The sequence below is a fragment of the Morganella sp. BCCO 40_0007 genome, assembly GCF_032989665.1.
GTDB lineage: Bacteria > Pseudomonadota > Gammaproteobacteria > Enterobacterales > Enterobacteriaceae > Morganella > Morganella sibonii.
Map to the genome: position 1 here is coordinate 160,062 of NZ_JAVBIN010000009.1, position 21,768 is coordinate 181,829.

The window sequence follows — 21,768 nt, forward strand, 5'->3', positions numbered from 1 at the left end:
GGCAATGGCGGCTGAATCTTTAAACCCGATGACAATACCGCTGCAGGGGCAGCGGTTAATTGAGGCATCTGCCGGTACAGGAAAAACCTATACGCTGGCACGGCTCTATCTGCGTCTGCTGCTCGGAATCGGTGACGGAGCCTTTGTCCGGCCGTTATCGGCGGAAGAGATCCTGGTGGTAACCTTTACCGAAGCGGCAACGAATGAGCTGCGCGGGCGTATCCGCGAGAATATTCATAAGCTGCGGATTGCCTGCCTGCGTCATGAGGAAGGCGGGGAACCGGCGGATGATGACGGGTTTGGTCCGCTTCTGGATCTGATTGAAGATAAACAGAGTGCGGCTCATCGCCTGCTGCTGGCTGAACGGCAGATGGATGAAGCCGCCATTTTTACCATCCACGGTTTTTGTCAGCGAATGCTGACTCACAACGCTTTTGAATCCGGCGTGCTTTTTGAACAGACACTGATTCAGGATGAGCATCCTGTCCGTAAACAGGCCTGTGAGGACTTCTGGCGGCGTCATTGTTATCCGCTGCCCGTAGAGCTGGCCAGAGCCATTAAACAGCTCTGGTCTGATCCTGAGGCACTGCTGCGGGATATTTACCCCTGGTTACAGGGCGAATTACCCGGAATTACCGATGCACCGGAATCCGATGAAACATTGCTGTCCCGCCATGAGCAGATTATTGCCGCGATTGATGAGGTTAAACAGTGCTGGCGGGAAAGTGATGTTGATTTTGTCAGCCTTATTCAGAACTCTGATCTGAATAAAAGCAGTTACCGCGCCAATCTGGTGCCCGGATGGATTGCCGGGATTAATGACTGGGCGGAGGAAGAGGAAACCACACATTACGCACTGCCGAAAAATCTGGAGCGTTTCAGTCAGGCGGTGCTGGATGAAAAAACCAAAAAGGGCGGCACGCCGCCGTCACATCCGGTATTTTCTGCAATTGAAGCACTGACGGAACAGGCACTGACGCTGGAAGATGTCTTGTTTACCCGTGCGGTGTACGAGATCCGTCAGACCATCACAGAGGAAAAACAGATCCGGGGTGAAATGGGGTTTGATGACCTGCTGACCCGGCTGGATAATGCGCTGCGTCAGGAAAACGGGGCGCTGCTGGCACAGACACTGCGCAGACGTTTTCCGGTGGCGATGATTGATGAATTCCAGGATACCGACCCCCAGCAATACCGGATCTTCCGCACTATTTATCAGGAAACGGCTTATCAGGAAACGGCCGGTGATAACGGTGCCCCGGCAGAGCCGTACGGACTGTTGTTTATCGGTGACCCGAAACAGGCGATTTATGCTTTCCGGGGGGCGGATATTTTCACTTATATCAAAGCGCGCCGGGATGTCAGTGCGCATTATACCCTCGGGACTAACTTCCGTTCAGCAAAGACGATGGTCGACAGCGTTAATAAACTGTTTTTACAGGCGGATGAGCCTTTCTGCTTTAAACAGATCCCGTTTCAGCCGGTCAGTTCCGCACCCGCAAATGATGATGCCGCTTTTATTATTGCCGGAAAAACACAACCGGCAGTGCAGTTCTGGTGGCAGGCCGCGGAGGGCGTTAGCAGCGGTGATTATGAACGGACAATGGCCGGTGTGTGCGCCGGACAGATCCGCGACTGGCTGGATGCCGGACAAAACGGTACTGCCCTGATTGGCCCGCCCGGGAAACAACGTCCGGTCAGTGCGGCGGATATCACCGTACTGGTGCGCAGCCGCCGGGAAGCACAACTGATAAAAGATGCGCTCAATCAGCGGGCGATCCCGTCCGTTTTTCTTTCAAACCGCGATAGTGTATTTGAAACGCCGGAAGCCCGTGAACTGTTGTGGCTGCTCCAGGCGGTGCTGAATCCGGAAAAAGAACGGCTGCTGCGCAGCGCGCTGGCTTCCGGGCTGTTCGGGCTGAACGCGGCGGAGATTGATGCACTCAATCAGGATGAAGCCGCCCGCGACAGGCTGGTGGATGAATTCGCCGGTTACGGGCAGATCTGGCAGCAGCAGGGCGTTCTGCCGATGCTGCGCCGGGTACTCAGCCAGCGCAAAACAGCTGAAAACCTGCTGGCGGGGCCGGACGGCGAACGGCGCTTAACCGATATTATGCATATCAGCGAGTTACTTCAGGAAACATCCCTGACGCTGGAAAATGAACATGCACTGGTGCGCTGGCTTGCACAGCAGGTATTACGGCCGGATGCGCAGTCGGAAAGTCAGCAGATGCGGCTGGAAAGCGATCAGCATCTGGTTCAGATCTGCACGATCCACAAATCCAAAGGGCTGGAATACCCGCTGGTGTGGCTGCCGTTTATCTGTAACTTTCAGGCAGGCGGCCAGCGCCTTTACCATGACGAAACCACCTTTGAGCCCTGCCTGACACTGTCACCGGATGAAACGCAGGTTGCGCTGGCGGATAAAGAACGTCTGGCAGAGGATTTGCGTCTGCTGTATGTGGCGGTGACGCGGGCGGTTTACCATTGCAGTCTCGGAGTTGCACCCATTATCAAAGGGAACCGTAAAAAAACGGGCAATACCGATTTACATCTTAACGGGCTGGGGTATCTGCTTCAGAACGGACAGGCGTGTGACAGCGCCGCACTGGCGGAGCGGCTGGATGCCTTTTGCCGGGGCGACAGCGCGGCTGCCGTTACCCGGATAACTGAACCGCAGCTGCAACTGTGGCAGCCCGGCGTTTCACAGCCGCTGTCCCTGGCGGTGAAGCCGTTTACCCGGACTGTCAGCAGCCGCTGGCGGGTAACCAGTTACAGCGGCCTGAGTTACGGCGCATCATCCGGCGGCAGCGTATATACACAGGACAGGCAGGAAGAGATGATGGCGATGATCCGCTCTCTCAGCCCGTCACTGGATACCGATACCCTCGGAGAAGTACAGGACGAAACGGTAACGCAGCAGACGGCTTATACCTTCCCGCGTGGTGCACTGGCGGGGACATTCCTGCACAGTCTGTTTGAAGAGCTTGAATTTGATAGTGAGCCCTCACTTGAGTGGCTCACTGAACAGTTGTTGTCATACGGATTCTCAGCGGAGTGGGCGCCGTTTCTGCAAACCTGGTTTACGGATCTGGTGAATACACCACTGTCAGCAGAAGGGCCGGTGCTCAGTGCGATCCCGGTACGTTACAAACAGGATGAAATGCAGTTTTTCCTGCCGATAGACGGCGACCTGACTGCGCAAAAACTGGATGCACTGACGCGGCAATATGATCCGTTGTCAGCACAGGCAGCGCCGCTGGATTTTGCTGCGGTGACGGGCATGCTGAAAGGCTTTATCGACCTTGTGTTTTATCACGAGGGTAAATATTACATCGCGGACTATAAATCAAACTACCTGGGAGACAGTCCGGCAGATTATCAGCCGGAGGCTCTGGCTCAGGCTATGATGGAACACCGCTATGATTTGCAGTATCAGCTGTATACGCTGGCGCTGCACCGCTATCTGCGTCACCGGCTGCCGGATTATGACTATCAGACGCACTTCGGCGGCGTGTATTACCTTTTCCTGCGCGGCATGACACCGGAATACCCCGGTCAGGGGATCTGGTTTTATCGTCCGGAGCAGGCATTCACTGAGCAGCTGAATGCCCTGTTTAGCGGGGAGGAAGGTTAATGAATACTCACTTACAAACCTTGTGCGCAGAGCAGATCCTGCGCCCCCTGGACTGTCAGTTTGCGGCGATGCTGGCACCGGACACTGATCCGTTTCTGCAACTCGTGTTTGCTCTGCTCAGTGCACAAAGCGGCAGCGGACATGTCTGTCTGCCGCTGTCGCGGATTCTTCCTCAGCCGGAACAAGGCGGACGGCATGCTGAGATCATGCAGTCAGTCTGGCGGTCACTGGGTGAGCCGGGACTGCCTGAGATAAAAGCAGCACTGTCTGCGTCGGATGCGGTTAGTGATGGCTCACTTCCGGCACCGGTCGTGCTGTCAGATGCGAATTTGTATCTGCACCGGATGTGGCAGTATGAATGCCGTGTGGCAGAATTTTTCTCCCGGCCGCAGGTTGTTGCGGCAGACGCGGAGAGGCTGCGCCCGGTTCTGGATGCACTGTTCGGTACGGAAGAGCAGGAAGACTGGCAGAAAATTGCCGCCGCCGTGGCGGTCAGCAGCCGGACTGCCGTTATTTCCGGCGGGCCGGGTACCGGTAAAACCACAACCGTTGCCCGTATTCTGGCGGCTCTGGTGCAATCCGCGGCGGAGCCGCTGCTGATTGAACTGGCGGCACCGACCGGTAAAGCGGCAGCCCGCCTGACAGAGTCACTGGGAGACGCGATTGCACAGCTCGATCTGACAGATGTTCAGCGGGCAATGATGCCGGATCAGGCCAAAACACTGCATCGCCTGCTGGGCGCTCAGCCTGACAGCCGCCGGTTACGTCATCACCGGAAAAATCCGCTGATGTCAGACGTGCTGATTGTGGATGAAGCATCCATGGTCGATTTACCGATGATGGCGGCTCTTATTGAGGCACTGCCGGAGAAAGCAATACTGATCCTGCTGGGGGATAAAGACCAGCTGGCGTCAGTGGAAGCGGGAGCCGTGCTGGGGGATATCTGCCGCTTTGCCGAAGCCGGTTATACACCGCAGCGGCGGGAAATGCTGGAGGCAATGACCGGCTGCGTGCTGCCGGATAAATATCCTGAAAACCCGGTCAGTGTGCAGGATCATCTCTGTCTGCTGCGCAAAAGTTTCCGCTTTGATGCGGCTTCCGGTATCGGACAGCTGGCCACTGCCGTTAACCATGGTAATGTCCGGGAAACGATGGCAGTTCTCAGCGGACAGCGGCCGGATGTGCGTTATGTGCCGCTGGAAGATGAAGACGGGTATGCGCAGGTGCTGACGGATACCATGAATGCCTATCAGCCGTTTTTGTCACTGGTAAAACAGCATGCCGACCCGGCTGCGGTACTTGAGGCTTTCAGCCAGTTCCGGCTGTTGTGCGCACTGCGTGAGGGGCCGTTCGGTGTGGAAGGGCTGAATGAGCGTATTGAGCGGCTGCTGCATCAGCAGGGGCATATCCGCCGCCCGCAGATACACCGGCACCGCGCGTATCACGGTAAACCGGTGATGATAAGCCGCAATGACAGCCCGCTGGGGCTGTTTAACGGTGATATCGGGATTATGCTGACGGATGAAAACCATGAACTGCGGGTCTTTTTCCGGCTGCCGGACGGCACCATAAAGAGCATCCGTCCGAACCGTCTTCCTGCACATGAAACCGCTTATGTGATGACGGTGCATAAATCGCAGGGTTCTGAGTTTGCCCATACCGCACTGGTATTACCGGTGCAGCCTTCGCCGCTGGTCAGCCGTGAGTTACTGTATACGGCACTGACGCGGGCGAAAAAATTTCTGACAATTTACAGCCGGGAAGAGTGCGTTAAGCGGGCCGTGAAAACCCCCACTCAGCGGTACAGCGGGCTGAGTGAGCGCTTACGTTAGCCGGAAGAACTACTGAAAGCCGAGGATCAGGATTTTGGAGCGCCGCTGGTAGTTATACAACGCCTGTTTTTTGACCGGCAGATTTTCAATTTCTGCCGGTACAAAGCCGCGTTCCTGAAACCAGTGAATACTGCGGGTGGTGAGTACAAACAGTTTTTCCAGTCCGATCTGTTTTGCCTGCTGTGTGACCCGGTGCAGTAATTCCTCGCCGCGTGCCGAGCTGCGGTAATCGGGATGCACTGCCACACAGGCCATCTCACCGATTTTTTCTTCCGGATAAGGATAGAGTGCGGCACAGGCGATGGTGGTGTTATCGCGTTCAATAATGGTGAATTTGTCTATCTCCATTTCCAGCTGTTCGCGGGAGCGGCGCACCAGAATGCCCTGCTGTTCCAGCGGGCGGATAAGCTCGAGTATCCCGCCGATATCGTTGATATTGGCGCGGCGTGTCTGCTCTGAACTCTCCATCACAATCTGTGTTCCGATACCATCACGGGAGAAGAGTTCCTGGATGAGCGCCCCGTCTTCCTGATAACTGAGCAGATGGCTGCGTTTTACGCCCCGGCGGCAGGCTTTAACGGCACCGCGCAGGAAACGGACGGTTCCGGAATAGTAATCACCGCTGCCTTCCATCGCGTGCACATAATGTTCCGCATCATTCGGGTGCATCTCGGAGATAATTCCGCCGTCGTCTGCCACTACACCTTGTGCAGAGCAGAAACCAATCAGTTTTTCCGCTTTCAGTTTGATCGCAATCTGTGTGGCAATTTCCTCAGACGTCAGGTTAAAGCTTTCCCCGGTGACTGAAACAGCGACCGGGCCTATCAGTACAATACCGCCGTTATTAAGCTGACGGTTGATAGCATCCTCATCGATACGGCGGATACGCCCGCTGTGGCAGTAATCAATGCCATCATCGATTCCCAGCGGCTGGGCTATCACAAAGTTTCCGCTGACCACATTGATATGTGCGCCCTGCAACGGTGTGTTACTCAGACACATCGACAGACGGGCGGTGATATCCAGTTGTAACTGACCGGCTGCCTGTTTGACCAGTTCAAGGGTACGGGCGTCCGTCACACGGGTGTTTTTGTGATAAACCGGCTCACACTGATGGGCCAGCAGATTTTTTTCAATTTGCGGACGGGCGCCGTACACGACAATCAGACGTATACCCAGGCTGTGCAGCAAACCAATATCATTGACAATACCGGGAAAATTTTCATGCTCGATAGCTTCGCCGCCCAGCATCACCACAAATGTTTTGCCATGGTGAGCATTAATATAAGGAACTGACTGACGGAATCCGTCCACCAGTTCGATACTGCGCTCTTTCATAATACCCTCGCAAGTGAATTATTATTCGTAATTTATGTATTTTTATTCTTTTTGGGCGGGAATAGCAAGCGCAAATTTTAGTCGCCGGTCAGGATTTCACCGGGTTTTATGTGGTGTTATCGCCATATAAGCCAAAAATGCATAATGACAGGGCGCAAATGATTAGATAAAGTGCCGTTTAAATTATTTACGGAATAAATTGTTCTGTTTCTTTAATTTTCCGGTTTTCACCACCTGCGCCGGTTATTGTTGATTTGATTTACGCTATGGATATTTTTTCATGAGTCATTCTGAACATGATGCGTCACGCCGTCTGTTACTGAAAGGAGCTGCGGCGTTTTGTCTGCTGAGTATCAGCCCGTTCGGCTTTGCGGCGTCGCCACAGATTGTGGCGGTGCGTATCTGGCCGGCATCCAGTTATACCCGTGTAACTATCGAGTCAGATCATCCGCTGAAATATAAGCAGTTTTCACTGCAAAACCCGGAACGTATTGTTGTTGATCTGAAAAATGTGCATCTCAACAGTGTGCTGAAAGGAATGGATAAACAGGTGCAGGATCGCGATCCGCATCTGAAGCTGATCCGTGTCGGTCAGAACGACCCGCAGACTGTCCGTCTGGTATTTGAAGTGAAACAGGCGATGAGCCCGCAGGTACTGGAGCTGACGCCGGTTGCCGAATTTAAAAACCGTCTGGTACTGGATTTTTATCCGAAAAATGGTGCGGCAACGGAAGATGATCCGCTGCTGGCGCTCCTGGAAGATTACAACCGCGGTGACCTGGAAGAGAGTCTGCCGCGTGAAACGCCGAAACCGGGTAAAGCCGGTCAGGACAGGCCGGTTGTTATTATGATTGACCCGGGCCACGGCGGGGAAGACCCGGGGGCTATCGGGAAATACAAAACACGCGAAAAAGATGTGGTGCTGCAAATTGCCCGCCGTCTGAAATCGCTGATCGATCGTGAGCCGGGTATGCGCGCTTATATGACGCGTAATGAGGATGTGTTTATCCCGCTGTCGGTGCGTGTGGCCAAAGCCCGTAAAATGCGGGCGGATCTGTTTGTCTCGATCCATGCGGATGCGTTCACCAACCGATCTGCCAGAGGTTCGTCGGTTTTTGCACTGTCGACACGGGGCGCGACCAGTAATACCGCAAAATTCCTGGCACAGACCCAGAACGATGCGGATAAAATCGGGGGCGTCAGCAAAAGCGGCGACAAATATCTCGACCAGACCATGTTTGATATGGTGCAGAGCGCGAGTATCAAAGACAGCCTCAAATTCGGTTCAGAAGTGCTGAAACGAATGGGAAATGTGAACAAACTGCATAAACGCACGGTTGATCAGGCCGGGTTTGCGGTACTGAAAGCGCCGGATATTCCGTCAATTCTGGTGGAAACTGCCTTTATCAGTAACCTTGAGGAAGAGCGTCTCCTGAAAACGGCCAAATTCCAGCAGGGAATGGCAAATTCTATTTTTCAGGGGATTAAGGCCTATTTTGCCAACGGTGGTGCTGTCGCACGGCGCAACTGAGAATATGACAAAGACAGACATCACAAGGAGGTGGTGTGAAACGGGCAGATACAGCGCAGATATAGCACAGACATAGTTATGCACTGAAATAATCGTATTTCAGGGATGAATTTTTGTGTTTTTTCAGGAAAAGTGACAGGAGAATCTGTCAGAAGAATGGTTGCGGGGGCCGGATTTGAACCGACGACCTTCGGGTTATGAGCCCGACGAGCTACCAGGCTGCTCCACCCCGCGTCCGATTTTGTTAATGATAAGAAGGTTGGTTGCGGGAGCCGGATTTGAACCGACGACCTTCGGGTTATGAGCCCGACGAGCTACCAGACTGCTCCATCCCGCGTCCGAATATCATTAACTGAGCACTTCACAAATACGATACTTCACAAACACCATATTTCACAAACGTCGCACATCATAAAAGATTGGTTGCGGGAGCCGGATTTGAACCGACGACCTTCGGGTTATGAGCCCGACGAGCTACCAGGCTGCTCCATCCCGCGTCTGTGAGGCGCCCACTATACTCAGGATGAGAGCTGATGCAAGTTTTTTCTCGATAAAAAGCTATCCCGCCCCCTGGTTTGGTTAATTATCCGGCGTATCGCCGTTTTTTTGTTCATTCAGCCGGATGATTGTTCAGAGGAAAAAATGAAACCGGTTGCATAATGAAAGCGATTTGATATCGTTCGCATACATATTGTATTAATTCAAATTATTGGTTGGCGGATGGGTATGAGCAAAACCGGCAGGTATTTGTTGTGCGGTGTATTGTTTTCGTTATTGGTTGGCTGTGAATCACGCCCGACGGACAAAGGTCAGCAGTATAAAGACGGGCACCTGACGCAGAATTTACAGGAAGTGGCGAACGTCAACAGTCCCGGCGTGCCGGTCAACGGCCCGGACTTCCTGAAGCAGGTGGATGCCATCCGGACAACCTCACCGCGTCTGTACAATCAGTACAGCGAAAATTTCCGTGCGGTTGAAAACTGGCTGCGTTCCGGTGCGGATACCGCACAGCTGCGGCAGTTCAATCTGCACACATATCAGATGGAAGGCAAAGATAACTACGGAAACGTGCAGTTCACCGGTTATTACACTCCGGTTGTTCAGGCCCGTCATACCCGTCAGGGCGAGTTTCAGTACCCCATCTACCGTATGCCGCCGAAAAAAGGCAGCCGCCTGCCGAGCCGTGCTCAGATCTATCGTGGTGCGCTGAGTGATAACTATGTTCTCGCTTACAGCAATTCACTGATGGATAACTTCCTGATGGATGTTCAGGGCAGCGCCTATATCGATTTTGGTGATGGTTCGGAGCTGAACTTTTTTGCGTATTCCGGGAAGAACGGGCACGGCTATACCAGTATCGGCCGTGTTCTGATCGAGCGCGGAGAAGTAGAGAAGAAAGATATGTCGATGCTGGCAATCCGTCAGTGGGCTGACAATCACTCGCCGCAGGAAGTGCAGGAATTACTGGAGCAAAACGCCTCTTTTGTCTTTTTCACACCGAAACAGTACGCGCCGGTGAAAGGGGCGAGTGCGGTACCGCTGATTGCCAAAGCGTCGGTGGCGTCGGATAAAACACTGATCCCGCCGGGCACAACGCTGCTGGCAGAAGTCCCGGTGCTGGATAATCAGGGTAATTTTACCGGCCGTTATGATATGCGCCTGATGATCGCGCTGGATGTCGGCGGGGCTATCAAAGGACATCACTTCGATATTTATCACGGTATCGGCCACGATGCCGGGCTGATGGCCGGATTCTACAACCACTACGGCCGGGTCTGGGTACTGAAAAAAGGTATCCCGCCGATCCTGAACCCGGCACTGTAGTCTTTTATTCCCGGGGTGTATACTTTGCGACGAAGTATGCACCCGCATTATTTCTCCGTCATTTCTGTCATTTTTCACCGCAGGTTTCTGTATTATGCAAACCCTTTTATCTGATGCTTATCTGCAGCGTTTTGCCGGTATCGGGCGTCTTTATGGTCAGCAGGCACTCCGTTTATTTGCCCGCTCTCATTTTTGTGTTGTCGGCATCGGCGGTGTCGGCTCGTGGGCCGCGGAAGCGCTGGCGAGAACCGGAATTGGTGCTATTACACTGATTGATATGGATGATGTGTGTGTCACCAATACCAACCGGCAGATCCATGCGATGCAGGGTACTGTCGGGCAACCGAAAATTGAGGTGATGCGGGAGCGGATTCTGGCGATTAACCCTGAGTGTGAGGTGCATTGCACGGATGATTTCGTCACCCCGGAGAATGTCGCGGAAATGATGAGCCCCGGATTTGATTATGTGATTGATGCTATCGACAGCGTCCGCCCGAAAGCGGCTCTGCTGGCCTATTGCCGCCGCAACAAAATTCCGCTGGTAACCACCGGCGGTGCGGGCGGGCAGATTGATCCGACACAGATTCAGGTCGCGGATCTGGCCAAAACGTTGCAGGACCCGCTGGCGGCAAAACTGCGTGAGCGTCTGAAATCAGACTACGGTGTGCGTAAAAACAGCAAAGGACGGCTCGGGATCGATTGTGTCTTTTCGACAGAGCCGCTGCGGTATCCGCAGGCGGACGGCAGCGCGGCCTGCGGGATGAAAAACAGCGCGGAAGGCAGTATGCGGATGGATTGTGCCGCCGGGTTTGGTGCCGCTACCGTGGTGACGGCATCCTTTGGTTTTGTGGCGGTTTCTCATGCACTGAAAAAGCTGGTGGCAAAAGCAGAGCGTGCCGCAGAGGAATAAGCCGGTCAGGCGCTGAAACGCTGCGCGACAGCACGTGCGGCATCAATCAGTGCCTGAATTCCGTTCTGTCTGGACTGGCTGAGCTGCGCGCTCAGTCCGTACTGCTCATACGCTGCGGATAAATCGGCGGACAGCAGCGCCTCCGGTGTCAGCCCTTCTGCTTCAGTCAGTAATACCGCCAGAAGACCTTTGACAATCCGCCCGTCGCTGTCACCCCAAAAATGCAGCGTGCCGTTGCTGCTGAGTGCGCCGTCCAGCCAGACCCGGTTTTCACAGCCTTTAATTTCAGTCTCTTCGCGTTTATTTTCCGGCGGCAGCGCCGGTAACTGACGTGCCAGCATCACCAGCTGACGGTATTTTTCTTCCCACGAGCGGCAGGCGGAAAAGGTTTCCGCAAGCTGCTCACGGCGGATAGTGTGGCCGAACGGATGTGCCGGAAATGTGTGTGTCATTTTTTTCTCTCAGTCGTCAGCCAGGATTTCAAAGGCAAATTGCACGGCCTGAACCAGCAGGCGGATATCATCCGGCTGATTATACGGCATAAAGGAGGCCCGCAGGCAGCCTTCCGTCTCAAGTGCCTGACACAGGGGCTGTGCACAATGCTGTCCGTGGCGCAGGGCGATATTTTTCTCCGCCAGCAGTGTGGCGATATCACTGTGATGAATGCCATCGATATTAAAGGCCAGCAGCGGGCTGCCGGGGCTGCGGTAACTGCGGAAACCGGGCAGTGACGCGAGCTGCTGCTCCGCACTGTCACACAGTGCAATGGTGTAATCATGGGCGGCGGTGAGATCGATTGTATCCAGCCAGTTCAGCGTTTCCCCGAATGCAGTGACACCGGCAACGTTTGGTGTGCCGGCTTCAAAACGGGCGGGAACCGGCGCAGGGGTATAGCTGAAAAAATCGGTGTCGGTCAGCATCTTGCCGCCGCCCTGCCACGGCTGCATATCACTGAGCAGTTCCGGGCGGCCGTACAGAACACCCAGCCCGTTCGGGCCATAGAGCTTATGGGCTGAAAATGCATAGAAATCGACATCACAGAGCGTGACATTCAGCGGGTGATGAACCACGCCCTGAGCACCGTCAGCGACAATCAGCGCGCCGTGCTGATGCGCCAGTTGTGCCGCGCGGGCGATATCCGGCCGGTATCCGGTAACATTAGACATCTGCGTGACCGCGACCAGCCGGGTGCGCGGTGACAGCAGGGCTGCCAGCTGGTCACAGCAGAGTGTTTTCTCTGCCGTCAGCGGCCATTTCACCAGTTTTGCCCCGGTCTGCTGCGCCAGCATGATCCACGGGATCAGGTTGGAATGATGTTCCATCTCACTGACAATGATTTCATCCCCCGGTTGCAGACGCGGGCGGAAAAAGCCCTGAGCGACCAGGTTAAGGGATTCGGTCGTGCCTTTTGTCCAGATACAGCTGCGGGCATCCTCCGCCTGAATCAGTTGCCGTACGGCTTCACGTGCCTGCTCAAACTGTTCAGTGACTGCTCTGGCCTGCCGGTGATGGCTGCGGTGAACAGTCGCGCCGCTGTTATTCTGATAATAGCGGGCGGTCGCCTGTATCATCACCTCCGGTTTAAGCGCAGTGGCAGCACTGTCGAGAAAGACAGTGTCGCCGGAAGTCACGGGAAAGGCGCGGCGGAATGTATCGGGAGAGAAGGTTTTCATCAGTGTAACCAACAGCTGTCTGAGATAAACAGAACTTATGCAAAAAGTGCGGTATCCGGTACATCAGAGGCGGCAGCCTGCCGGTGACCGGCCGGATCGCGGCGGTAGCACCGTCAGCGACGGTTTACTATAATCAACATCGTGGCAGCTTTCCAGACGGGGAAAAGGTATCTGCGGGCGGAAGGCAAAAAAAAGCACCGCAATCGGCGGTGCATTCAAAAAATCACTATGGACAGACAGGGTAAATGTACAGGAAGTGAAAAAAACAGTAGCTTAAGCTACTATGTCCGGAACTCCCGGACAACTTGCAAACACAACATCACAACCACATAGCCAAAAGTTTTGCAGTATCGCTACCGTTCAACTTTTCGTTCCGGCTTAGGAAGTGGGCATACTATAGGTATTTGCTGGTGTATCATCAAGGGACAATTTATAATGCTTCGGATTATAAAAACTAATCCCGGCTAAACTTACGTTACCGGTATCCTGATCAGACAGAAAAACCAGAAAATGTCCAAACGATTGCCTCCGCTCAATGCTTTGCGTGTCTTCGATGCTGCCGCCCGCCATTTAAGTTTTACTAAGGCAGCGGAAGAACTTTTTGTGACTCAGGCCGCAGTGAGCCATCAGATGAAAAGCCTGGAAGATTTCCTCGGGCTGAAATTATTCCGCCGCCGGAACCGTTCGTTGTTGCTGACGGAAGAGGGGCAGAGTTATTATCTCGATATTAAGGAGATCTTCTCAGCGATAAATGATGCCACGCGCAAACTTCAGGCACGCAGTGCCAAAGGAGCGCTGACCGTCAGCCTGTCACCGAGTTTCGCTATCCAGTGGCTGGTGCCGCGTCTTTCCGGTTTCCATCAGGCCTATCCGGGGATTGATGTGCGCATCCAGGCGGTCGACCGCGAAGAAGATAAACTGGCTGATGATGTGGATGTGGCGATTTTTTACGGCAGAGGTAACTGGCCGGGTCTGCGGACAGACCGGCTGTATGCGGAATATCTTATACCGGTGTGCGCGCCGTCACTGATGACCGGTGAACGACCGCTCAAAACGCTGACCGATTTGTCGTATCATACACTTCTGCATGATTCATCCCGCCGTGACTGGCAGGCGTATATCCGCCAGGCGGATTTACAGCAGCAGGTCAATGTGCAGCACGGGCCGATTTTCAGCCACAGTGCGATGGTGATTCAGGCCGCAGTACACGGACAGGGCGTGGCACTGGTCAATAATGTTATGGCAAAAAATGAACTGGATGCCGGTCGCCTGGTGTGCCCGTTTAAAGATATTCTGGTCAGTAAAAATGCGTTTTATCTGGTGTGTCAGGACAGTCAGGCTGATTCCGGTAAAATCGCAGCATTCCGTCAGTGGATTATGGCGCAGGCGGCGAGTGAACAGGAAAAACTAGGTTGGATGACAAGTGAGCAGGATTAACCTGAACATCACATAAGGTATGGCAAATGAATAGTCGGTTGATGTTAATTTTTGCCGGTTTCAGCGGCTTTTTTTATGTTGCATTCGGCGCAATCGGATCGCACCTTTTAACGCCGTTACTGGCAAAGCACCAGATGGACTGGATTAATCTGGGTCTCCAGTACCAGATCTCACACACACTCGCTTTGATCGGTCTTGCCGCTGTGCTGATGCGCAAAGTGGTCTTGTGGTTTTACTGGAGCGGACTGTTTTTCGGGATCGGCATTTTGCTGTTCTCCGGCAGCCTGTATTGTATGGCGCTGTTACAGATGAAATATTTTGCCTATTTTACGCCGGTTGGCGGGGTAAGTTTCCTGTTAGGCTGGTTTTGTGTATTGATTGGCGCGTTGCGTCTAAGGAAAGTGGCTTCCGGCCATGAATAAAATAGCATTATATTGCCGCCCGGGTTTTGAAAAAGAGTGTGCGGCAGAGATTACGGATAAAGCCGGTCGTCTTGAGATTTTTGGTTTCCCGCGGGTTAAAGAGAACAGCGGTTATGTCATTTTTGAATGTTATCAGCCGGATGATGCCGATCGCATTGCAAAAGAGATCCCGTTTAAAGAACTGATTTTTGCCCGCCAGATGATCGTTATCGGCGAACTGCTGAAAAATTTACCTGAAAACGACAGGATCACACCGATCATGGGGATGCTGACCGGTGTGGTTGAGCGTGCCGGTGATTTGCGCGTCGAAGTACCTGATACCAACGAAGCCAAAGAGCTGATGAAGTTCTGCCGTAAATTTACGGTGCCGCTGCGCTCGGCATTGCGTCAGGAAAAACTGCTGCTGGCGAAAGAGAACCGGGGACGTCCGGTTATCCATGTCTTCTTTATCGCTCCCGGTTGCTGCTATGTCGGTTATTCGTATTCAAATAATAACTCGATGTTCTACATGGGCATCCCGCGTCTGAAATTCCCGTCAGATGCACCGAGCCGCTCCACGCTTAAGCTGGAAGAAGCGTTCCACATGTTTATTCCGTATGACGAGTGGGAAGAGCGTCTGGAAGGCGGATTACAGGCGGTGGATCTGGGCGCATGCCCGGGCGGCTGGACGTATCAGCTGGTGAAGCACAGTATGCGTGTTCAGGCCGTGGATAACGGCCCGATGGCAGAAAGCCTGATGGATACCGGGCAGGTACGTCATCTCCGCGAGGATGGTTTCAGGTTTGTGCCGACCTCCAAAAATATTACCTGGCTGGTCTGCGATATGGTAGAAAAACCGGCAAAAGTGGCTGCGCTGATGACCACCTGGATGGTTAACGGCTGGTGCCGTGAGATGATTTTCAACCTCAAACTGCCGATGAAAAAACGCTATGAAGAGGTATCGCATATCCTCGAAAAAATGGCAGCTGAAATGAAAGAGCAGGGCGTAAATGCGCTGATCCATGCGAAGCATCTGTATCATGACCGTGAGGAAATTACGGTACATGTTCAGCGCGTGTGGGGAGCTTATAACCCGGATCGGGTATTCTGATTTACGTTTGTCAGCGATAAATATCGTTAAAATCCCGGCGGATCAGATTGCCGGGATTTTTTTATCACTTTACTGCCGGCAGGAACGAGATATCCATGAAATAGTTATCAGGATTTTTCGTGTCCACATAAACCGTGACAAATTCCTGATGAATAAACGGTGCAGGATCAAACTCAATATTGCGGCTGTAATACCGTTTTACGGTGTTTTCGGCACTGTTGTACACCTGCGCCACAATCCGGTACGGGCTGCGGCCGTTGATACTGATCGTCGTGTTCATGTCTGTGCCGGTGATTCCGGCTTTAACCGGTATGCCCTCGCGCAGCAGGCGCTGAGCTGATTTCCCCCGCCGATACATGATAATCAGCGGCAGCGTGCCAACCAGTGCAAATATCACTCCCATCCCGAGAAGGATCACGGCGCCGCCGTACAGGCCGCCGAAGGAACGGATAACCGCGTCAGCCGGGATGCCGGGCGGATAAATAACCTCAATGTTGTCACCTGATGCATTGCGGTAGCCGCTGCTGCAATAGGAGGACTCCATGACATACGCTTCCTGTCCGTCGGTGTATTTCACCACCGGGCAGTATGAGATGCCGTTATCCGACCGGTGCACCGACAGATCGATGATTTCTCCGCTGGTTACGATCCCGCTTTTTTCCTGCGAATAACCGGAAAGGTATAAGTAACTGCCGCCCGTCAGCAACAGCAGCCCGGTAACAGCAAAAATCCCGAAAATAATGCGCACTTTCGTAAACACAGGCACTCCGTTTGTCTGGTTTAAGCGATATTACCTGCCGGCAGCCGCAACTGGCTGAGATTCCCCTGTAAGTGTAAGTCCCGTTTCAGGGTGGCGACATCACGGCAGCTGTAAGCCATTGCTTTTCCGTCGATCAGTTTCTGACGCCATTTTTCCGGCACCTGGTCAATATTGCGGTAGAGTGAGTCCAGATCAGCAAAGGTGCCGAGCAGTGTGGCCGCAGTTTTCGGGCCGATACCGGTTATCCCCGGAATTTTGCTGCTGCTGATGCCGCATAAGCCCCAGAAATCCGGCAATTGCTGTGCGGTAACGCCAAATTCCGCCGCAATAAACGGCATGTCGAGCCAGCGTTTCTGGAAATAGTCGCGGATCTGAATCTGCGGGGAGAGCAGCTGGCAGTAACCTTTGTCGGTGGAGACAATAGTTACCCTGTGTCCCGCCTGACCGACTTTGTGCGCCAGGGTGGCCGCGAGATCATCCGCTTCATCCCCCTCGGAATGCCATGCCCGGATACCGTGACGGGCAAACATCTCCCGCAGCAGCGGCAATTCCTGCCGGACAACTTCCGGCATTTCACTGCGTCCGGCTTTGTAACCCGGCAGCAGCTGATGACGCCAGCTGTGGCTGCGGTCGTCTTCATCAAAGACCGTGACGGCATGTGTGGGTTGTGCATGATTCAGGATCTGCATCAGCGCCTGTTCACAGACCAGCAGACCGGACTGGCTCTGCACGGCGTAGATCCGGCGGATCAGATTCATTGCATCGATAATCAGTAAATGGATCATAGTCGCTATATATAATTTCCCCGCCGGCGGCGGGGAAACAGTTCAGAGAAAAAGTATCAGCGGATGATTTCGTAGCATGGCTCGTAAGCGGTGCCACCCGGTAACTTCATCCGGTGCTGCTCAACAAACCCGCGCAGCATCACATCCATCCGCTGCATAATGGCTTCTTCGCCGTGGATTTTAAACGGACCGTGTTGTGCGATGGCCTGCATACCGTTTTCTTTCACGTTACCGGCGACGATGCCGGAGAAGGCGCGGCGCAGATCTGCCGCCAGTTTTTCCGGCTCCTGATTGCGGTACAGGTTCAGCGCGGCCATATTTTCATGGGTCGGCTCAAACGGATGCTGCAAATCACCGGCGATTTTAATCGACCAGTTGAAGCTGTAGGCATCACCGGTGCTGCGGCGGTTATCTTTCACTTCAGGCATGGCGCGCTTCATCACGCGGGCAACTTCCACCGGATCATCAATAATTATCTGATAATGGCGGGTGGCTTCCTCACCCAGGGTGTTGATCACGAAATCATTGAGCACGCGGAAATAATCGGCGCTCTCTTTCGGCCCGGTCAGCACCAGCGGCAGGACCTGGTCCTTGTTATCCGGATGCATCAGAATCCCCAGCAGATAGAGCAGCTCTTCGGCTGTACCGACCCCGCCCGGGAAGATGATGATCCCGTGTGCCAGGCGGACAAAGCTCTCCAGCCGTTTTTCGATATCCGGCATGATGATAAGCTCGTTCACCAGCGGGTTAGGCGGCTCGGCAGCAATAATAGACGGTTCGGTCAGACCGATAAAACGGCTGTTTTTATACCCCTGCTGGGCATGGCCGACAGCAGCACCTTTCATCGGCGCTTCCATCGCACCCGGCCCGCAGCCGGTACAGATATTCAGTTCACGCAGCCCCAGCTCGTTACCGACTTTACGTCCGTAGAGGTATTCGGTTTCATTGATGGAGTGGCCGCCCCAGCAGACGATCATATTCGGATCTTCATCAATATGCAGGGCGCGGGCATTACGCAGGATAAAGAAAATCAGGTTGGTGATATGCGCGCTGTTATCCAGATTCAGGCCGCGGCAGCGTTCCGCATCAGTAATTTGAGTCTGTACGAACAGGATATCGCGCAGCACGGCAAACAGGTTAGCCTGGAGTGAGCGGATAATTTTACCGTCAACAAATGCATTCTGCGGCGGGTTTACCAGTTCGAGTTTTACTCCGCGCTCACGGCGCAGCACGTTAATGTCAAAATCCGGAAAACGGGACAGTAACTCATGACTGTTATCCATCTTACTGCCGGAATTCAGTACCGCCAGTGAGCAGTTGCGGTACAGACGATACAGGTGACTGCTTGCTGTCCGTTTCAGAACATCAACTTCAAGCTGGGAAAGCAGATCCATAGAGCCTAACGGGCTGATATGTGTGATCAAGTAAAACTCCTTGTTATCCCGTGGATAAATTGTAGTCGTACAGGTTGCGCGCTGTCTGCCTTACTGGCGGGCGAGACGATCCGCAGACGGAGTAAAGTCCGTATTGGTGCGCCACGGATTGATATCCAGCCCGCCGCGCCGTGTATAACGGGCATAGACAGTCAGGGCAACCGGGCGGCAATGTGTGTTCAGATCGGTAAAGATCCGTTCAACGCACTGCTCATGAAACTCGTTATGATTGCGGAATGACACCAGATACCGCAGCAGTTTCTCACGGTCAATTTTAGGGCCGCGATACTGTATGGCAACCGAGCCCCAGTCAGGCTGCTGTGTAATCAGGCAGTTTGATTTTAGCAGGTGGCTGACTAACGTTTCCTCAACGACATCGTCATTTTCATTGACGGCATCAATAAGATAATCACTGCTGAACTGATAATCCGTAATCGTAATATCCTGATAATCGATACACTCACCGGTAAAATCAATGATTTTTTGTTCCGCGAACTGATCAGGACGCAGCAGCTGCACCGTGACGTTCCCTTGTGCACAGGCGCTTAAATCCTGTTCCAGGGTACGGCGGACATCATCCGCAGAAGCAAAAACAGTCTGGTTAAAGCTGTTGAGATAGAGTTTGAAGCTCTTGGATTCGATCAGATTCAGACCGGCGGCATCCAGGGAGACATAGCCGAGTGCAATGCAGGGCACGCCGTTCGGCTGTAACCAGGAGAGCTCATAGAGTGTCCACAGGTCCGCACCGCGAAAAGGCAGATTATCCGCATGCAGATGCAGTGCATCCCGGTTGAGGCTGCGCGGCACACCCTGTAACAGGGCGGGATTGTAATGCTGCTCATAACCGGTTTTTTTACCGAGCGTCAGTGACGCCAGTTCCGCCTTTCCTTCATACAGAGACATAAATAACCCTTTTACCTCAGGTGAAAAATAGTACCGCCTGTCGCCAATACAGTCTGTCATACGTTACTATAGCGGCATGATACTTTTATGTTTAACAGGTTTTGCGATATGACCCGCACAGTTTCTCAGGCGTTACATCAGTTTACCCGGCATTATGTCGGTTTATGGCAGGAAAAAACAGGTTTACCGCCGATCAGTCATGATCTTTATGGTATTCCTTCCCCGTGTATTATCCGCACCGGTGATGAGTGTGTGTACTGGGAACCGGCGGAATTCACCGCAGACAAACAGTTGCAGCCGGTTGAAAAAGCGCTGGATATTCAGCTGCACCCGGATATCAGTGAATTTTATACGCAGCAGTTTGCCGGGGATATGCAGGCCGTTTTTGAGGATATGCAGCTCAGTCTGGTACAGGTCTGGAGTGAGGACGATTTTATCCGCTTACAGGAAAACCTGATTGGCCATCTGGTCACGCAGCGCCGTCTGAAACTGCCGCCGACACAGTTTATCGCCACGCTGGAATCGGAATTCGATATGATTTCAGTCTGTAATCTGAGCGGTGAAGTGATCCTCGAAACGTTTGGTACCACAAAGCGGCGGGTGCTGGCAGCGGACACCGCATCGTTTCTGTCACGGCTGACAGCGGTATGCCCGGCATAAATATCACTGACAGCGGTGTGGGATTTTACCGGTAATGACTGTAATACGGTTTACCGGAAAATCCCGGATTACTGAAAATGATAAGTAAATTCAGATAATTAACTCTTCGTTATCATCGTGATTTACCGCCGGTATTATTGCCTGTCACTGCCGGCTGCGGCATGCTGTCTGCGTTCGTAAGGAAGCGGACGAAAATACACGGAAGTATTTTCAGCAGAGACAGGATGTTATTTTATTAGAAACGAGGGGGATTTCTCCCCCTCGTTTTTAATCCCCCCGCAAATCCCCGTTATGCCTTTTTATGTCTTCCGGACAGGAATTGATTTTTACTTATCTGACCTCAATGTTACGCTACAGATATCAGCGGCATTGGCTGCGGAAAATGAATTTTACAGCGTAAACAGGTTTCAGTTATGACAAAACATCAGCAGATTACTGCGATCCTGACGGACATCGAGAACGAGATGCGCGCCGTCGATCTGTGGCAGGGGCAGCCTCCGGCAGCAGACGCATTTGAGAGTGAACTGCCGTTTGCAGTGGATACAATGAGCGCCCACGAGTGGTTACAGTGGATACTTATTCCGCGTCTGTACGCCATGATTGAGCAGGGCGCTGCACTGCCGTCTGCCTTTCAGATAGCCCCGTATTTTGAAGAACAATACCGGGGAGATGACCAGGCTGCACGCTATCTGGTGCTGCTTAACCATTTACGGGCACTGGACGGGCTTTTCGCGTGACACGATCATTGCAGGACACGCCATTACCGGAAAAATCACTACCGGAAAAACCATTACTGGAAATCTGTTATCAGGATGAACATATCATTGCGGTGAATAAACCCGCCGGATGGCTGGTACACCGCAGCTGGCTTGACCGTCATGAAACGGTGTTTGTGATGCAGACACTGCGCGACCAGATCGGCCAGCATGTTTTTCCGGTTCACCGTCTGGACAGACCGACTTCCGGTGTCTTACTGATGGGGCTGTCATCTGATGTGGCGCGGCTGCTGTCACAACAGCTTGAGCGGCATGAAATGCAGAAAACTTACCATGCGGTGGTGCGCGGGTGGATCGAAGAAGCGGCCACGCTGGATTATCCGCTGGTTGAGGAACTGGATAAAATCGCCGATAAATTTGCGGCGGAGAAACCGGCGCAACCGGCGGTGACACACTACCGCCCGCTGGCAAAAGTGGAGTGTCCGGTGGCTATCGGACGTTATCCCACATCCCGTTTTACCCTGACGGAACTGAAACCGGAAACCGGACGTAAACATCAGCTGCGCCGCCATATGCGGCATCTGCGGCATCCGATTATCGGTGATACCGCCCACGGCGATCTGCGTCAGAACCGGGGATTCACGGAACATTTCGGCAGCCGCAGGCTGATGCTGCACGCATCGGAGCTGGCGCTGACACATCCGGTCAGCGGAGAACCACTGGTGCTGCGTGCGGGATTTGATGACGCCTGGCAGCAGGTGGCGGAACAGCTGGGCTGGACATTACCCTGATTTGCTAATAATTTGATTTTACTGAT

Annotated in this window: 18 protein-coding genes and 3 tRNA genes; 11 read left to right on the top strand and 10 right to left on the bottom strand. The window is 53.3% G+C overall.

Annotated elements, in window-relative coordinates:
- Positions 1 to 4 precede the first annotated feature (4 nt).
- Both recB and recD read left to right on the top strand, forming a co-directional pair.
- Positions 5 to 3,637, top strand: coding sequence for an exodeoxyribonuclease V subunit beta (gene recB / locus R5268_RS12540; RefSeq protein WP_317419414.1), 3,633 nt, complete (start codon positions 5 to 7; stop codon positions 3,635 to 3,637).
- Positions 3,637 to 5,469, top strand: a complete 1,833-nt coding sequence (gene recD, locus R5268_RS12545; protein ID WP_317419413.1) for an exodeoxyribonuclease V subunit alpha — start codon at positions 3,637 to 3,639, stop codon at positions 5,467 to 5,469. The genes recB and recD overlap by 1 nt, the downstream gene beginning before the upstream one ends.
- 9 nt (positions 5,470 to 5,478) lie before the next feature.
- On the opposite strand, the gene argA is transcribed toward recD, so the two are convergent.
- Positions 5,479 to 6,807, bottom strand: coding sequence for an amino-acid N-acetyltransferase (gene argA, locus R5268_RS12550; RefSeq protein ID WP_046894167.1), 1,329 nt, complete (start codon positions 6,805 to 6,807; stop codon positions 5,479 to 5,481).
- A 280-nt stretch (positions 6,808 to 7,087) separates the two neighbouring features.
- On the opposite strand from argA, the gene amiC reads away from it, so the two are divergent.
- On the top strand, positions 7,088 to 8,338 hold the full coding sequence (amiC, locus tag R5268_RS12555; protein ID WP_046894168.1) for an N-acetylmuramoyl-L-alanine amidase AmiC: 1,251 nt from the start codon (positions 7,088 to 7,090) through the stop codon (positions 8,336 to 8,338).
- A gap of 157 nt (positions 8,339 to 8,495) precedes the next feature.
- Here the strand turns inward: amiC and R5268_RS12560 are convergent.
- The 3 genes from R5268_RS12560 to R5268_RS12570 form a co-directional block, all read right to left on the bottom strand.
- A tRNA-Met gene (locus R5268_RS12560) sits at positions 8,496 to 8,572 on the bottom strand.
- Positions 8,573 to 8,598: 26 nt separating this feature from the next.
- Positions 8,599 to 8,675: transfer RNA gene (locus tag R5268_RS12565), tRNA-Met, on the bottom strand.
- An 83-nt stretch (positions 8,676 to 8,758) separates the two neighbouring features.
- Positions 8,759 to 8,835: transfer RNA gene (locus tag R5268_RS12570), tRNA-Met, on the bottom strand.
- Between the two features lie 229 nt (positions 8,836 to 9,064).
- Between R5268_RS12570 and mltA the strand changes: the two genes are divergently transcribed.
- Together mltA and tcdA are read left to right on the top strand one after the other, a co-directional pair.
- Positions 9,065 to 10,162, top strand: a complete 1,098-nt coding sequence (mltA, locus tag R5268_RS12575; protein ID WP_046894169.1) for a murein transglycosylase A — start codon at positions 9,065 to 9,067, stop codon at positions 10,160 to 10,162.
- Between the two features lie 94 nt (positions 10,163 to 10,256).
- On the top strand, positions 10,257 to 11,072 hold the full coding sequence (tcdA, locus tag R5268_RS12580) for a tRNA cyclic N6-threonylcarbamoyladenosine(37) synthase TcdA (protein ID WP_218455021.1): 816 nt from the start codon (positions 10,257 to 10,259) through the stop codon (positions 11,070 to 11,072).
- A gap of 5 nt (positions 11,073 to 11,077) precedes the next feature.
- On the opposite strand, the gene csdE is transcribed toward tcdA, so the two are convergent.
- Together csdE and csdA are read right to left on the bottom strand one after the other, a co-directional pair.
- A complete protein-coding gene (gene csdE, locus R5268_RS12585; RefSeq protein ID WP_182106524.1) occupies positions 11,078 to 11,524 on the bottom strand; it encodes a cysteine desulfurase sulfur acceptor subunit CsdE in 447 nt (148 codons plus the stop codon).
- 9 nt (positions 11,525 to 11,533) lie between these two features.
- Positions 11,534 to 12,745, bottom strand: coding sequence for a cysteine desulfurase CsdA (csdA, locus tag R5268_RS12590; protein WP_182106526.1), 1,212 nt, complete (start codon positions 12,743 to 12,745; stop codon positions 11,534 to 11,536).
- A 510-nt stretch (positions 12,746 to 13,255) separates the two neighbouring features.
- Between csdA and R5268_RS12595 the strand changes: the two genes are divergently transcribed.
- The 3 genes from R5268_RS12595 to rlmM are packed head-to-tail and all read left to right on the top strand — an operon-like array spanning position 13,256 to position 15,694.
- Entirely contained in the window at positions 13,256 to 14,182 is a 927-nt protein-coding gene (locus R5268_RS12595) for a transcriptional regulator GcvA (protein WP_004242201.1), read from the top strand.
- Between the two features lie 26 nt (positions 14,183 to 14,208).
- On the top strand, positions 14,209 to 14,604 hold the full coding sequence (locus R5268_RS12600) for a DUF423 domain-containing protein (RefSeq protein WP_107680648.1): 396 nt from the start codon (positions 14,209 to 14,211) through the stop codon (positions 14,602 to 14,604).
- Complete coding sequence (rlmM, locus tag R5268_RS12605) at positions 14,597 to 15,694, top strand: 23S rRNA (cytidine(2498)-2'-O)-methyltransferase RlmM (protein ID WP_107680647.1); 1,098 nt, start codon at positions 14,597 to 14,599, stop codon at positions 15,692 to 15,694. Before R5268_RS12600 ends, rlmM begins: the two co-directional genes overlap by 8 nt.
- A 64-nt stretch (positions 15,695 to 15,758) precedes the next feature.
- Here the strand turns inward: rlmM and R5268_RS12610 are convergent, their stop codons facing one another.
- From R5268_RS12610 to queF, 4 genes are read right to left on the bottom strand one after another with little or no spacing between them, the layout of a single operon-like run.
- Entirely contained in the window at positions 15,759 to 16,454 is a 696-nt protein-coding gene (locus tag R5268_RS12610; RefSeq protein ID WP_218455022.1) for a DUF3592 domain-containing protein, read from the bottom strand.
- A gap of 20 nt (positions 16,455 to 16,474) precedes the next feature.
- Positions 16,475 to 17,239, bottom strand: coding sequence for a flap endonuclease Xni (gene xni / locus R5268_RS12615; protein WP_218455023.1), 765 nt, complete (start codon positions 17,237 to 17,239; stop codon positions 16,475 to 16,477).
- Between the two features lie 56 nt (positions 17,240 to 17,295).
- Complete coding sequence (gene ppnN / locus R5268_RS12620; RefSeq protein ID WP_046894178.1) at positions 17,296 to 18,663, bottom strand: nucleotide 5'-monophosphate nucleosidase PpnN; 1,368 nt, start codon at positions 18,661 to 18,663, stop codon at positions 17,296 to 17,298.
- A 60-nt stretch (positions 18,664 to 18,723) separates the two neighbouring features.
- Positions 18,724 to 19,575 carry an NADPH-dependent 7-cyano-7-deazaguanine reductase QueF gene (gene queF / locus R5268_RS12625; protein ID WP_052926350.1) on the bottom strand — a complete coding sequence of 284 codons (852 nt, stop codon included), beginning with the start codon at positions 19,573 to 19,575 and terminating at the stop codon, positions 18,724 to 18,726.
- A gap of 108 nt (positions 19,576 to 19,683) precedes the next feature.
- Here queF and syd point away from each other — a divergent pair, with 108 nt between their 5' ends.
- The 3 genes from syd (at position 19,684) to truC (ending at position 21,742) form a co-directional block, all read left to right on the top strand.
- Positions 19,684 to 20,235: a SecY-interacting protein gene (syd, locus tag R5268_RS12630; RefSeq protein ID WP_317419412.1), complete on the top strand. Its 552-nt coding sequence runs from the start codon at positions 19,684 to 19,686 to the stop codon at positions 20,233 to 20,235.
- A 413-nt stretch (positions 20,236 to 20,648) separates the two neighbouring features.
- Positions 20,649 to 20,972 (top strand): YqcC family protein, encoded by a 324-nt coding sequence (locus R5268_RS12635; protein ID WP_107680643.1) that lies wholly within the window; start codon positions 20,649 to 20,651, stop codon positions 20,970 to 20,972.
- Positions 20,969 to 21,742, top strand: coding sequence for a tRNA pseudouridine(65) synthase TruC (gene truC, locus R5268_RS12640; protein WP_107680642.1), 774 nt, complete (start codon positions 20,969 to 20,971; stop codon positions 21,740 to 21,742). Before R5268_RS12635 ends, truC begins: the two co-directional genes overlap by 4 nt.
- Positions 21,743 to 21,768: the final 26 nt, after the last annotated feature.

What these genes read in the sequence shown, in the direction of transcription:
- xni (WP_218455023.1), bottom strand. Translation starts at nt 17,239, where the DNA reads ATGATCCATTTACTGATTATCGATGCAATGAATCTGATCCGCCGGATC.
- recB (WP_317419414.1), top strand. Translation starts at nt 5, where the DNA reads ATGGCGGCTGAATCTTTAAACCCGATGACAATACCGCTGCAGGGGCAG.
- mltA (WP_046894169.1), top strand. Translation starts at nt 9,065, where the DNA reads ATGAGCAAAACCGGCAGGTATTTGTTGTGCGGTGTATTGTTTTCGTTA.
- R5268_RS12595 (WP_004242201.1), top strand. Translation starts at nt 13,256, where the DNA reads ATGTCCAAACGATTGCCTCCGCTCAATGCTTTGCGTGTCTTCGATGCT.
- R5268_RS12635 (WP_107680643.1), top strand. Translation starts at nt 20,649, where the DNA reads ATGACAAAACATCAGCAGATTACTGCGATCCTGACGGACATCGAGAAC.
- rlmM (WP_107680647.1), top strand. Translation starts at nt 14,597, where the DNA reads ATGAATAAAATAGCATTATATTGCCGCCCGGGTTTTGAAAAAGAGTGT.
- argA (WP_046894167.1), bottom strand. Translation starts at nt 6,807, where the DNA reads ATGAAAGAGCGCAGTATCGAACTGGTGGACGGATTCCGTCAGTCAGTT.
- csdA (WP_182106526.1), bottom strand. Translation starts at nt 12,745, where the DNA reads ATGAAAACCTTCTCTCCCGATACATTCCGCCGCGCCTTTCCCGTGACT.
- amiC (WP_046894168.1), top strand. Translation starts at nt 7,088, where the DNA reads ATGAGTCATTCTGAACATGATGCGTCACGCCGTCTGTTACTGAAAGGA.
- R5268_RS12600 (WP_107680648.1), top strand. Translation starts at nt 14,209, where the DNA reads ATGAATAGTCGGTTGATGTTAATTTTTGCCGGTTTCAGCGGCTTTTTT.
- tcdA (WP_218455021.1), top strand. Translation starts at nt 10,257, where the DNA reads ATGCAAACCCTTTTATCTGATGCTTATCTGCAGCGTTTTGCCGGTATC.
- csdE (WP_182106524.1), bottom strand. Translation starts at nt 11,524, where the DNA reads ATGACACACACATTTCCGGCACATCCGTTCGGCCACACTATCCGCCGT.
- queF (WP_052926350.1), bottom strand. Translation starts at nt 19,575, where the DNA reads ATGTCTCTGTATGAAGGAAAGGCGGAACTGGCGTCACTGACGCTCGGT.
- syd (WP_317419412.1), top strand. Translation starts at nt 19,684, where the DNA reads ATGACCCGCACAGTTTCTCAGGCGTTACATCAGTTTACCCGGCATTAT.
- recD (WP_317419413.1), top strand. Translation starts at nt 3,637, where the DNA reads ATGAATACTCACTTACAAACCTTGTGCGCAGAGCAGATCCTGCGCCCC.